This is a genomic window from Algoriphagus yeomjeoni (genome assembly GCF_049821175.1).
In the GTDB taxonomy this organism is placed as follows: domain Bacteria; phylum Bacteroidota; class Bacteroidia; order Cytophagales; family Cyclobacteriaceae; genus Algoriphagus; species Algoriphagus yeomjeoni_A.
In genome coordinates this window covers 2,976,889-2,989,583 of sequence record NZ_CP187512.1, presented here as the reverse complement: position 1 = coordinate 2,989,583, position 12,695 = coordinate 2,976,889, and the positions used below count along the sequence as shown (strand labels likewise).

At 40.4% G+C, this 12,695-nt stretch carries 12 protein-coding genes; 4 read left to right on the top strand and 8 right to left on the bottom strand.

Features of this window, described 5'->3' with window-relative positions; all coding sequences use genetic code 11:
* Nucleotides 1-129: 129 nt before the first annotated feature.
* The 3 genes from ACPUEN_RS11975 (at nucleotide 130) to ACPUEN_RS11965 (ending at nucleotide 3,286) form a co-directional block, all read left to right on the top strand.
* Nucleotides 130-1,428 (top strand): ammonium transporter, encoded by a 1,299-nt coding sequence (locus tag ACPUEN_RS11975; protein WP_425636105.1) that lies wholly within the window; start codon nucleotides 130-132, stop codon nucleotides 1,426-1,428.
* 96 nt (nucleotides 1,429-1,524) lie between these two features.
* The gene (locus tag ACPUEN_RS11970) at nucleotides 1,525-2,706 is read left to right on the top strand and encodes a porin (RefSeq protein WP_425636104.1); all 1,182 of its coding nucleotides are present in this window, start codon (nucleotides 1,525-1,527) and stop codon (nucleotides 2,704-2,706) included.
* A gap of 295 nt (nucleotides 2,707-3,001) precedes the next feature.
* Nucleotides 3,002-3,286, top strand: a complete 285-nt coding sequence (locus tag ACPUEN_RS11965; protein ID WP_146613692.1) for a hypothetical protein — start codon at nucleotides 3,002-3,004, stop codon at nucleotides 3,284-3,286.
* Between the two features lie 60 nt (nucleotides 3,287-3,346).
* Here ACPUEN_RS11965 and ACPUEN_RS11960 read toward each other — a convergent pair whose 3' ends face one another.
* A complete protein-coding gene (locus ACPUEN_RS11960; protein WP_425636103.1) occupies nucleotides 3,347-3,721 on the bottom strand; it encodes a co-chaperone GroES in 375 nt (124 codons plus the stop codon).
* Nucleotides 3,722-3,854: 133 nt separating this feature from the next.
* Complete coding sequence (dnaK, locus tag ACPUEN_RS11955) at nucleotides 3,855-5,780, bottom strand: molecular chaperone DnaK (protein WP_425636102.1); 1,926 nt, start codon at nucleotides 5,778-5,780, stop codon at nucleotides 3,855-3,857.
* A 439-nt stretch (nucleotides 5,781-6,219) separates the two neighbouring features.
* Here dnaK and ACPUEN_RS11950 point away from each other — a divergent pair, with 439 nt between their 5' ends.
* Nucleotides 6,220-7,026, top strand: a complete 807-nt coding sequence (locus ACPUEN_RS11950) for an MOSC domain-containing protein (RefSeq protein ID WP_425636101.1) — start codon at nucleotides 6,220-6,222, stop codon at nucleotides 7,024-7,026.
* Between the two features lie 137 nt (nucleotides 7,027-7,163).
* On the opposite strand, the gene hemE is transcribed toward ACPUEN_RS11950, so the two are convergent.
* From hemE to truA, 6 genes are all read right to left on the bottom strand, one after another.
* Nucleotides 7,164-8,186: a uroporphyrinogen decarboxylase gene (hemE, locus tag ACPUEN_RS11945; RefSeq protein ID WP_425636100.1), complete on the bottom strand. Its 1,023-nt coding sequence runs from the start codon at nucleotides 8,184-8,186 to the stop codon at nucleotides 7,164-7,166.
* 127 nt (nucleotides 8,187-8,313) lie between these two features.
* Nucleotides 8,314-8,841 (bottom strand): hypothetical protein, encoded by a 528-nt coding sequence (locus ACPUEN_RS11940; RefSeq protein WP_425636099.1) that lies wholly within the window; start codon nucleotides 8,839-8,841, stop codon nucleotides 8,314-8,316.
* 80 nt (nucleotides 8,842-8,921) lie between these two features.
* Nucleotides 8,922-9,437, bottom strand: coding sequence for a hypothetical protein (locus ACPUEN_RS11935; protein WP_425636098.1), 516 nt, complete (start codon nucleotides 9,435-9,437; stop codon nucleotides 8,922-8,924).
* 2 nt (nucleotides 9,438-9,439) lie between these two features.
* Nucleotides 9,440-10,021: a hypothetical protein gene (locus tag ACPUEN_RS11930; protein ID WP_425636097.1), complete on the bottom strand. Its 582-nt coding sequence runs from the start codon at nucleotides 10,019-10,021 to the stop codon at nucleotides 9,440-9,442.
* Nucleotides 10,022-10,058: 37 nt separating this feature from the next.
* Nucleotides 10,059-11,831, bottom strand: a complete 1,773-nt coding sequence (locus ACPUEN_RS11925) for an ABC transporter ATP-binding protein (protein WP_425636096.1) — start codon at nucleotides 11,829-11,831, stop codon at nucleotides 10,059-10,061.
* 6 nt (nucleotides 11,832-11,837) lie between these two features.
* On the bottom strand, nucleotides 11,838-12,596 hold the full coding sequence (gene truA / locus ACPUEN_RS11920; RefSeq protein ID WP_425636095.1) for a tRNA pseudouridine(38-40) synthase TruA: 759 nt from the start codon (nucleotides 12,594-12,596) through the stop codon (nucleotides 11,838-11,840).
* Nucleotides 12,597-12,695: the final 99 nt, after the last annotated feature.

Genomic DNA, 12,695 nt, shown 5'->3' with positions numbered 1-12,695 from the left:
AGTTTTTAATGTATTAAATGTAAAAATGGATTTGTTTTTTTACCAATAATATAATTACATTCGATTCGAGTTTAATACATCAAACCTATCGTAAATTCTGAAATTTGTTCTAAAAACTATATTTAACCTATGAAGTATTTCGCAACACTGTTGGCCCAAGATGTGGCCGCAACAATGGACTTGTCGGCAGAGATTTCTCAAAATCTCCTCACAACAAACAACGTTTGGATGATGCTTTCCACTGCCTTGGTGTTTATCATGCACTTGGGGTTTGCTGGAGTAGAAGCAGGTTTTGGCCAAGCCAAAAACACTGTGAACATCTTATTCAAAAACACTATTACCCCTATCCTCGGTATTTTGTCTTATGCATTTGTAGGATTTTATCTGATGTATCCGGGTTTTGAAACTCCAGGGTGGCTATCATTTGATACAGCTGGATGGAGCATGTTTTGGTTTTCTCCAGGAGATGCTGATGTGACAAGTGGGTATGCAGATGGTGGCTACACCTATTGGACTGATTTCTTGTTTCAAGCAATGTTCGCTGCAACGGCTGCGACTATTGTATCAGGAGCAATCGCTGAGCGAGTGAAATTATGGGCTTACTTGATTTTCACCCTACTATATGTTGGAATTGTCTATCCATTGATCGGTTCCTGGAAATGGGGTGGTGGAGCACTAGATGCAATGGGCTTCTATGATTTTGCAGGAAGTACCTTAGTTCATTCTGTAGGAGGATGGGGAGCATTGGCTGGTGTAATACTAGTTGGTCCTAGAATAGGAAAATATGTAAACGGAAAGACAGTTGATAAGCCTGGATCGAGTGTTCCTTTGGCAGTAATTGGTGTCTTTTTACTTTGGTTAGGATGGTTTGGATTCAATGGTGGCTCCGTGCTATCTGCAGATCCAGCGCTAGTTTCCTTTGTATTGGTGACAACTTGTTTGGCTGCTTGTGCAGGTGGTATAGGTGGATTTCTTGCTGGGAATCTAGTTTTCAAACGCCTCGATCTTGGTATGGTGCTCAATGGAGTGCTAGCTGGACTAGTAGGTATCACTGCCGGCGCTGATGTGATCAATCCTGGAGCAGCGGTTTTAGTTGGTTTTATAGCTGGCATACTAGTAGTGTACTCGGCTGTATTATTAGATAAACTTAAACTTGATGATGTAGTTGGTGCCGTTTCAGTTCACTTGACCTGTGGCATCTGGGGTACGTTGGCAGTTGGTATTTTTTCTACAAACCCTGATCACACCTTCTTCACTCAATTAATTGGAGTAGCCATATGCGGTGTTGCAGCCTTCTCTGCTGCTTTCATCATCTTCTTTGTTCTTAAAAAGACTATTGGGATTCGAGTTTCTGAGGAGCATGAGCGTAACGGTTTGGATTCTCACGAACACGGAATCCGTGGTTACACAATTGTTTACGACGAATAGTCAATCCTTCTACTGCCAAAGAGTTGAGTGCACTCATTCTTTGGCAGTATCACTACTACATTAATTATTATTTATAAACCTATACCTATTAACAACATGAAAAAAATTCAACTACTAATAGTAGCCTTATTATTGATTGGCGCTACAAATTCATTTGCTCAAGATGTAATCATCATAGAAGAAGAGGAGCCTTCTAAATTAACATTTTCAGGCTCTGTAGATGCCTATTTCAGAACAAACTTTAACGGGCCGAATAAGGGAGAGAACTTTCAAGCACCAGCCACATCATTTGGTAATTTGCCAGGCTTTTCACTAGGCATGGCAAATATTATAGCTACGTACGAAGGTGAGAAGGTTGGAGCAGTAGCCGACTTGGTTTTCGGGCCTAGAGGAGAGGATGCTGTATTTGGTTCTCCTTTATATGCAGGTGGAATGGCCGGTAGTTCTCAGATCGTTAATCAATTGTATGTGTATTGGAATGTAAGTGATGTGGTTACTCTAACTATGGGTAACTTCAATACATTCCTTGGATATGAGGTGATCTCACCAACAGCCAATTTCAATTATTCTACTTCTTACATGTTCTCCTATGGACCATTTTCTCACACAGGATTGAAAGCGGACTTTGCATTATCTGATAATTGGTCTTTGATGGCTGCAGTGATGAACCCTACTGATATGACAGAATTTAATCTAATGGGTACTTATACCTTGGGTGCACAGTTAGGATATTCTACAGATGCTGGAGGGGCTTATTTGAACTTCGTATATGGGGATCAAGATGGAAAGCTTGATGCAGATGCTCCTTTGGTATCTGGACAATCTTCCATGGGAAGTCTTTTTCAGGTGGATTTGACAGCTGGGTTTGATGTGTCAGAGTCTATCTATGTTGGCTTGAATACTACATACAATACTACTTCAGCTGGTGAGCAATTCACTGGTTCTAGTGTATCTGATTTGGATGGTGACGGCTCGGGTTTTCTAGGATTTGCCGGGTACCTTCAAGCTACTACTTCTGATATATTCTCAATTGGAGTTCGAGGTGAATACTTCAGTGTTTTCAACGGTGGACTTGGTGGGGTAGTAGGCTTAGACACTCAAGGTGATGGAAGTGTTTTTGCAGCAACTCTTTCTGGAAATGTAAGAGTTCATAAAAACCTTACGTTGATTCCTGAGTTGAGAATGGATTCTATGAGTGAAGATTTTTTCACTGATAACGACATGAATGCTAGTAAAAACCTTACCTCCTTTATGTTGGCTGCGGTTTTTGCTTTCTAAAAATACAAACAGGGTCTATTGTTAATTTTAAAGCCGGGATGGATTTCATCTCGGTTTTTTATTTTTTAGGCAATTTGGTCTAAAAATGGTTCTTTTTGATGTCAGCTTTGTCAGGAATTGTGGTGGCTTATTTAAATTTAGGTTTGATATTTAACTGAATAAAATAAGTTTTATGAATATTTGGAAAATATAATTTTATCATTTGTCAAAAAACATTTAATAAGTACTGATTTTACGTAACTTTTTTTTACCTCTGTAGTATAGTACACTAAGAGCAACTTAAACTATACTTGTTATGAAAAGATCGGTATTATTACTCGCAGTTATGATGGTATCGGCAGTGGGATTTTCACAATCAACCTTGAAAGGTCCAAAAGCTAAGAACGCATCAGCGACTGAACGCTATGCAAATGCTAAACCAATGAAATTCTACACGGTACCTGACGATACAAAGGGTCCATTGGCAAAGAATCAAAAGGTTTGGAAACAAGAGGATGGAACTACCAAGACGATATTCGTCAGAAGAAAAGAGCCTTTGAAAGGGCCTAAAGCAAAAAATAGAAAAGTTTGGGAAGATTAAGAGTCCCTTTATTATTCAATATTCATACAAAAAGCTCGGTTGGTTCCGAGCTTTTTTCATTTATAAATCCTGCTCTCTTTCAAGCATTAATATTGCTGCTTGAGAAATGATAAAGTATTTATCTCCCTCATAAATAACCTCATGAGCTCCAGAAAGCAGGAAGATTGCCAAGTCACCTTCTTTTGCTTGCAGAGGTACATATTTCACTTTTTCTTCACTATCCATCCAGGGTTCGTGGTCATCAGTAGCGACAGGAATTGGATATCCTGGTCCCGCTTTGATGATGTAACCTTGTTGTACTTTTTCCTTTTCCTGAACTCCAGGTGGTAAATATAAGCCTGAACCTGTTTTGGCATTGGGCTTTTTCAGGCGAATTAAAACTCTGTCACCAACTACTATGAGTTTCTTTAGTTTATTGTCAGATGTCAATTGCATTGTAATAGTATGCTAGAGTGAAAATGAATGAATCAAAATTCCTGATTCTTAGGTCATGTTTTTTGTCCTTTAACTAAAAAGGCACCTGCTTTTACACAGGTGCCAGTATTAGTTGGTCTAGCTTTTTAAGCTATTATTTTTTCTCTTCTTCGCTTACTTCTTCGTAATCGACGTCAGATACTCCATCACCAGCCTCAGCAGAGCCAGATCCAGCATTTGGGTCAGCTCCAGCTGCACCAGCGCCTTCAGCTCCAGCAGCGTTGTACATTTCTGTAGAAGCAGCTTCCCAAGCTTTGTTCAATCCTTCCATTGCAGTATCAATGCCTTCAATGTTTTGAGATTGATGAGCAGCTTTAAGAGTTTCAAGTGCTTCAGAGATTGCAGTTTTGTTTCCTTCGGAAAGTTTATCTCCGTATTCTTTCAACTGCTTCTCAGTTTGGAATACCAAGCTATCAGCCTGATTCAACTTGTCGATTTTCTCTTTTTCAGCCTTATCTGTAGCAGCATTAGCTTCAGCTTCAGACTTCATTCTGTCGATTTCTTCCTGAGAAAGTCCTGAAGAAGCTTCGATTTTGATCTTCTGCTCTTTGCCAGTTCCCTTATCTTTCGCAGATACATTTAGGATACCGTTAGCATCGATATCGAAAGTTACTTCGATTTGAGGTACGCCTCTTTGTGCTGGTGGAATGTCAGAAAGCTGGAATCTACCTATGCTTCTGTTATCCTTAGCCATTGGTCTTTCTCCCTGAAGTACGTGGATGTCCACAGCTGGTTGATTATCCGCAGCAGTAGAGAATGTCTCCGACTTCTTAGTAGGAATAGTTGTGTTAGCTTCGATCAATTTGGTCAATACTCCACCCATTGTTTCGATGCCTAGAGATAGAGGAGTTACATCCAAAAGAAGAACGTCCTTCACTTCACCTGTCAATACACCACCTTGAATTGCAGCACCGATAGCTACTACTTCATCAGGGTTAACACCTTTAGAAGGCTTCTTACCAAAGAATTTTTCAACTTCTTCCTGGATTTTTGGAATTCTTGTAGAACCACCAACCAAGATTACTTCGTCGATATCTGATGGGCTCAAACCTGCGTCAGCTAAAGCTTTCTTACAAGGCTCCATTGATCTTCTTACTAGGTCTTCGGAAAGTTGCTCAAACTTAGATCTGCTCAATGTTCTGACCAAGTGCTTAGGACCTGTTTGAGTTGCAGTGATATATGGCAAGTTGATTTCTGTAGAAGCAGAACTAGAAAGTTCAATCTTAGCTTTTTCAGAAGCTTCCTTCAATCTCTGTAGCGCCATTGGATCTTGTCTAAGATCGATTTGCTCTTCAGATTTGAATTCTTCAGCTAGCCAGTTCATGATCACCTGATCAAAGTCATCACCACCCAAGTGAACATCACCGTTGGTAGATTTTACTTCGAATACACCGTCACCAAGTTCCAAAACTGAGATATCAAATGTACCACCACCAAGGTCATACACTGCAATCTTCATGTCTTGGTGCTTCTTGTCCATCCCGTATGCCAATGCCGCAGCAGTAGGCTCGTTGATGATACGCTTCACTTCCAGACCAGCGATCTGTCCAGCTTCTTTGGTAGCCTGACGCTCGGAGTCATTGAAGTAAGCAGGTACGGTAATCACCGCTTCAGTCACTGCTTGTCCCAAGAAATCTTCTGCTGTAGTCTTCATTTTCTGAAGGATCATTGCAGAAAGCTCTTGTGGAGTATATGATCTGTCACCAATTTTCACAGCAATCGTGTCGTTGGCTCCTTTTTCTACTTTATATGAAGCATGCTTTTTCTCCTCAGATACTTCAGAGAATTTCTTGCCCATAAATCTTTTAACAGAAGAAATAGTGTTCTGAGGGTTAGTTATCGCCTGACGCTTTGCAGGATCACCCACTTTACGCTCACCGTTTCCGTTGTCAAGGAAAGCCACAATTGAAGGTGTGGTTCTTCTTCCCTCACTGTTTTGAATGACTACAGGTTCGTTACCTTCCATCACTGCTACGCAGGAGTTGGTTGTTCCTAAGTCAATGCCTATGATTTTTCCCATGATTATATATTTTTAAGTTATTTCTAATGGATACTACTCCCTTTCTTCAATGGATGTGCCATCTGAGTTTTCAGCAGTTTTTGTGTCACATTGGCAGAAAAGTTGACATGCGGATAGTCAGTGTACTACTGAATTGTCATTTTCATGTTCAAATGAAATCTACAAATTGACAGTTTTTTAGAAATATATCAGATCGAATTGCAACCTATTGGCGGCCTTTTGCATCTATTACGTAGAATGAAACCATTTTTTAGGGGAAATATGAAAGAAAGATGCCGATGGAGCCTAGTGTTTATCCTGGGAATGGCAATACTTACAGCAAACAGAGAATTGGAAATTGTGCCTACCGCTTGGTCTTTTATAAAAGGCTTTGTGCCTGCGTTATCAAGTTTTTTTATTTGAAATAAGAATTTCCAAAGCAGGCTCTTATTTTTAGAGTATGCTAGATTCCCTGACTATTCAAGACCTATACATCTATCCAATCAAATCACTGGCGGGAGTTCGCGTTTCCGAGGCTAAAGTGGAGGAAAAAGGCTTTAAGTTAGATCGCCGATGGATGCTGATAGATGAGGAAGGTCAGTTTGTCTCTCAGCGCAAATTTCCGCTTATGGCTATGCTTCAAGTCGAAATAGGAGCTGATTCATTAGTCGTTTATCATATTTCTCATCCCGGAGAGATGATACACATACCATTTGATAAGGAAGTCGAAGAGCTAACTTCGGTTATTGTGTGGGATGATGCGATGCCTGCCACACTTGTTGATTCTCAGATCGACAAGTGGTTTACCAAAGCTTTGGGAGTCAATGTCCGTTTAGTAAAAATGCCGAATTCAACGGAGCGAAAAGTAGATTCAAGATATGCGGTAAACGGAGAATCAGTAAGTTTTGCAGATGGAATGCCTTATTTGATAATCGGCCAGAAATCACTGGAAGACCTCAATTCCAAATTGGATGAAATGGTGCCTATGAATCGCTTTCGGCCAAACATTGTTTTCACCGGTGGGGAAGCTTTTGAGGAGGATTCATGGAAAAAAATACGAATAGGACAAGTTGACTTTCAGGTCATAAAACCATGCGCGCGATGTGTGATGATCACAGTCGAGCAGAATACTGGTGTAAAAGGGGTTGAACCGCTAAAAACCTTGGCTACCTATAGAAAAGTTGGCAACAAAATATTTTTTGGGCAAAATATGGTGGCTTTATCCAACGGGACCATCAAAGTCGGAGACAAACTCACAGTGGAGTAATTCCGATTATAAATCAAGCAAAGAAGCTCCTGTAGATAGCTATTAAACAGAAAATTCTGACTCTGGAGAAGCAGGATAACTCTGTAGACTCCGCGAATCCCGGTAGCTATCGGGACTCTGTGTTCGCCGCTGTTATTCTATTTGAAATCTTTCACTGTCTGTATGAAAACTTTGACCATTTCTGGATTGATATCTGGATACACTCCATGGCCTAGATTGGCGATATGTCGAGTTCCACGGAATTGCTCCATCATGCTGATCGTTGCTTGGCGCACTTGGTCGGCAGTCCCATAAAGAGCCGCTGGGTCTAGATTTCCTTGCAAAGTTTTATCTGAACCTATAAGTTTTCTTGACTCAGCTATTCCCATATTCCAATCCAATCCAATCGTCTCACAATTTAATTTCCCCATTTCCTCTCTGGCAAAGAATGCTCCTTTAGCAAAAACGGTTTTAGGAACTGAAGTAATCGCGTCACATATTTGAGCGATATATGGAAGAGAAAATTCTGCGTACTGCTTTGGGCCAAGTATTCCTGCCCAACTATCGAATAGTTGAATTAATTGAGCACCAGCTTCGATCTGAGCGTTTAGATAATTGATCGTACTTTCTGTGATCATCTGAAGCAGTTGGTGTGAGAATGCAGGTTGAGTATAAAGCATTTCCCGTGCAGCAGAGAAAGTTTTGCTACCATGACCTTCTACCATATAGGAAAAAATAGTCCACGGAGCCCCCGCAAAACCAATCAAAGGAACTCGGCCATTCAATTCTCTTTTTGTGATACGAATAGCATCAGTCACATATTGAAGTTCAGATCCGTCAGATACATGTAGTTTTTTTAGGTCAGCTTCAGATCTAACAGTATTTGGAAATAGGGGACCTCTTTTCTCCACCATTTCATAAGGCAATCCCATCGCTTCTGGAATCACCAAGATGTCCGAAAATATAATCGCAGCATCCACGCCAAGCAGATCTACCGGCTGAATAGTTACTTCTGCAGCAAGTTCTGGGGTTTGAGCAAGCTCAATAAATCCACTGACACTTTCTCGTACTTTTCTGTACTCAGGCAAAATTCTCCCAGCCTGGCGCATCAGCCATACTGGAGTTCTTTCTATAATTTCGCCTTTCGCGGCTCGAAGTAAAAGGTCATTCTGTAAATGCATGGGGCAAAGATAAGCGCCAAATTATATATGGCTTGGAAAATTGACACATAAAAAAGCTGGAACAATGAATTTCATTGTTCCAGCTTGTGGTAATCGAGTTGGTTTAGGTAATGTATTTGATTGAATATTACTCGATGCGCTTGAAATCTGAGTCACTTAAGCCCAAGAGTTTTGTGACGGTATTATAGTCAGTCAGGTCAATTCTAGCATTGGCAGAGAGAAGTTCTCCAGGCACTACTACAACTCTGAATAACTGATTGTCTGTCCATTCTGGCCCTAGTAAACTATAGTCAAGCGGTCCATCTAGAAATAATCTAAAGTCATTGTTAGTAAAATCATAATTATACATCAGAACTCCTTCTTCGAAGAAAACGGTTTGCGGGAGTGCTCTCCAAATCGGGCTAGTTCCGTTTGCATCCCATTGGATAAATGCTATAACCATGTCCCCATCAATAATTGCAGGATTAAAATCACGGATTTCTTCGAAGTTGTTTCCTTCGTTGAAATCAATTTCCAGCTCAAATACCTCAGATAATATATTGATCCCAGGTTCTCCTATAGGGCCTGGAATGCCTTGAGGCCCTTCTGGACCTTCACATGATTGGAATATGAACATTCCAAAAAGCGCTAAAATTAATAAGTTGATATTTTTCATAGTCGTAGTTTGTTAAGGTTAGCAAACTGTTTTCACGAATTGTGCCATGAATAGGTTGGCTTAAATTCCTTAACAAATTTTTACTTAACTGGTGCTATGACTTGAACTTCGTTTTCTGAGATGATTCTGTCGATATAAATACCGCTTAGCGCTAGGTTATTTTCTTTGGCAAATTCTGACAGCTTTTCCTTCACTTTCTCAGGGTCTGGCATTACCCACTTATTACTTTTGATTTTGGCTAGGAGATAGCTGTTGTTTTCAAAAGATCTAAATTCCATGTCAGCGAGAGGTAGGATTTGATTGATTCCTACGAAAACTACCATTGTATCTAATTTGCCGGCTGGCTCTACTTCGTAGATTGTATGAAGGTAACTCCCTGGGTGTAACCCTTTTTGGGCTTCCATTTTCTTGAATATTTCCCCTAATTCCTCATTCCCTGGCGTTCCACGATAAGTAATTCCTGCAAGATTTTCAGGTTTGTTTTCTATGAGTGTCACCTCAATAGGAGTGTTGCCACCCAATTTGCTAAAGCCCCAAAAACCCAAAACAGTGAGTGTAGAGATCAGCGCTACACCTAAAACCACGAACTTTTTCATGTTTAGAAAAGATAACGGACTCCAATTCCACCCTGTCCTTTAATATGGCCAATGCGATCGATTAGTTCCAAGAAAAATCCTGCTTCTCCGAAAACTGAGATTGGAACTTCATCAAAGTAATACTCGGCACCAATAAATGCCTCAGGTCCAAAATCCACATTGGTTCGACTGTCATTCTTTATCATAGAAGAGTTTTGACCATCTGCATAGGAATAAGTTACATTGGTTGTCCTCAATTGTACTCCAGCTCCACCATAAGCCATCAAGTAGCCTTCGGTGATCCCAAATACATCCGTGATATCCTCGTGATAGGCAGAGCGCACATTGAAAGAAATTCCTTTTTTGGCACTATGGGAGATGTAAAACGCATTGGATTCAGGAAGATTGCTTTCAAAGTCCTTTTGATAATAGCTAGCGCCATTGATCCCAGCACTGCCGATCATCCCTTCGATAGAAATGTATTCGGTAAGAAAGTCTTTGTACGTGATAGAAAGCGGCTCTCCAAGACGGATGCCTACTCCTCTCTCCTGTGCAAAACTGATCACTGGTAGCAATAGCAAAAGGATAATTAATTTGAATTTCACTTTAAATGTTGGTTTAGGATTAGAATTCAAAATCAGGCTAGATTGCCATTGTTTTGAGTTGCATCTGATGCAATTGAGTGTAGTAACCACCTAATTCTAATAAAGCATCATGTGTGCCAGTCTCGACAATTTCGCCTTTGTGTAGTACAATAATTTTATCTGCCTTCTGGATGGTAGAAAGTCTATGGGCAATTACGATAGAGGTCCTTCCCGTCATCATAGTTTCTATAGACTCTTGAATCAGTTCTTCAGTTTCTGTATCTACAGAAGAGGTAGCTTCATCCAAAATGATAATTTCAGGATTGTAGACCATCGCCCGAACGAAGGATATTAGTTGTCGCTGCCCCACAGAAAGGGTAGCTCCACGCTCCATGACATTGTAATCCAGTCCACCTGGAAGTCTTTCTATGAATCTTTTTGCGCCAGCAAGCTCAGCAGCATACATCACCTGCTCCCGGGTGATATCTGGATTACCTAACGTGATATTGTAGAATATTGTATTGGAAAAAAGGAAAACGTCCTGTAAAACTACTCCTATATGCTTACGCAAAGTATCTAGTTCAAATTCACGGATGTCATGTCCATCGATGGAAATATGTCCTTTGTTGATTTCATAAAATCTGGAAATCAGATTAATTATGGAAGACTTTCCAGCTCCAGTAGCCCCAACCAATGCAACCGTCTGGCCTGACTCGACTTCGAAACTGATGTCTTTCAGTACATAGTCTTCATCGACATAGGCAAACCAAACATTTTCCAATTTGATGCTCCCTTTGACTTTTTCAGGGCTAAAGTCACCTTCATTTGCAATATGCTCGTTGCTTTCCAGCAATTTGAAAATACGGGAGGAGCTAACAACCCCCATTTGAAGGGTATTAAATCTATCCGCAATCATTCGGATAGGTCGGAAGAAAAGCTGCAGGTACATGATGAAGGAAATCAAAACTCCTATTTCGATGTCCATTCCTAAAACACCCACTGCGCCATACCAAACGACTAGTCCGATCCCGATTGCCTGAATAATTTCGGCCACCGGGAAATAAATAGAATAATATAGGACAGAGCGGATATGTGCTCTTCGGTGTTCCTTATTAATCTCCTTAAATTTCTCAAACTCTCGTTCCTCTCGGTTGAAAATCTGCACGATGTTCATGCCTGTGATATGTTCTTGAAGAAAGGAATTTAGGTTTGAAACGGCATTTCTGACATCATTAAAGGTCACTTTGATTTTTTCCTTGAATACGTAGGTGGAAATAATCATCAATGGCAAGGTGGACAAACTCACTAATGTTAGTTTCCAGTCAATGTAAAACATGACTCCAAGGATGGTGACTAACTGAAGTAAATCACCGATGATTGCTGCCAATCCTTCAGAAAAGACGTCAGCGAGTGTTTCTATATCTGAAATATTTCTTGTGACCAATCGTCCGATTGGCGTATTATCAAAGAATTTTAAGCGAAGCTTAAGAAGGTGCTTATAAAGCTTCACACGTATATCACGAATGATGATCTGACCAATCCAGCCAGAATAATACGTATGGGCCCATTGCACGAAGGCTTGGAGAATCATCAAGCCTACGAGTAGATAGATGATTTTCAAAAGACCTTCAGCATCTCCCACAGCTACGTAATCATCAATCGCTACCTGAATAAAATAAGGTCGAGTAGGCGCCAAAATAGCCAGTGCGATCGTGAGAAAGATCAGAAAATAGAACTGTGCTTTGTATGGTTTTACAAAGCCGTATAGCTGCTTGAGTACTTTCGAATCGACGATTTCGCCGGAGGATGATTTTTCTTGTTCTAAACTCAAGGTAAACTAGTCTAAATAAATGTCTTCTGAATATTCTATTTTGCTGAAAAACAACCCGTTAGCAGGAGCTGATTTTCCTGCTTTCTTCCGATTCCGCGATTCTATAATTTGGTGCATTTCCTCAGGTTCCATTTTCCCGAGTCCAATATCAACAAGTGTTCCCACAATTGCTCTTACCATTCCACGCAAAAATCGGTTTGCAGTTATATGAAATTGCAATTCTCCGTCTTTTTGTTCCCAATGCGCTGATTTTATTTCACAGCGAAAATGTTTCACAGCAGTATGCACTTTGCTGAAGCACTCAAAATCATTATACTCAAGGAGGATTTTCGCTGCCTCATTCATTCGAGTTATATCTGGGTTGAAATAGTGTCTCCAGACGAAATCTTCGACAAAGGGGCTTTTTTGTAAAATCATTCTATAAACATAAGACCTGCTTTTGGCACTGAACCTTGCATGTGCGTCGGGTTTTACTTCTCGTATAGAATTTATAGAAATGTCTTTGGGCAAAATTCCATTGATTGCACGAATGAATTTCTCTCGATCTATTTCCTGATCTGTATCAAAGTGGCAAACCTGCATGCTCGCGTGCACACCGGTATCTGTGCGACCCGAGCCCATCACAGAAACTCTTTCTCTGAAATAAGTTGAAAGCCCAGCCTCCAAAGCTTCTTGAACAGTAAATGCATTTTCCTGGATTTGCCAGCCATGATAGCGGGTGCCTTTGTAGCTTATGTCCAAGAAATATCTTTTGCTCTCACTCATACGGCTGCAAAGATACTATTCCCATTCAAATCAGCGCGAGAAACCTGCTTTCCTTGTTAATGAAGTCATAAGACCTTTTCTTTGCCAAAAAATCAGAAA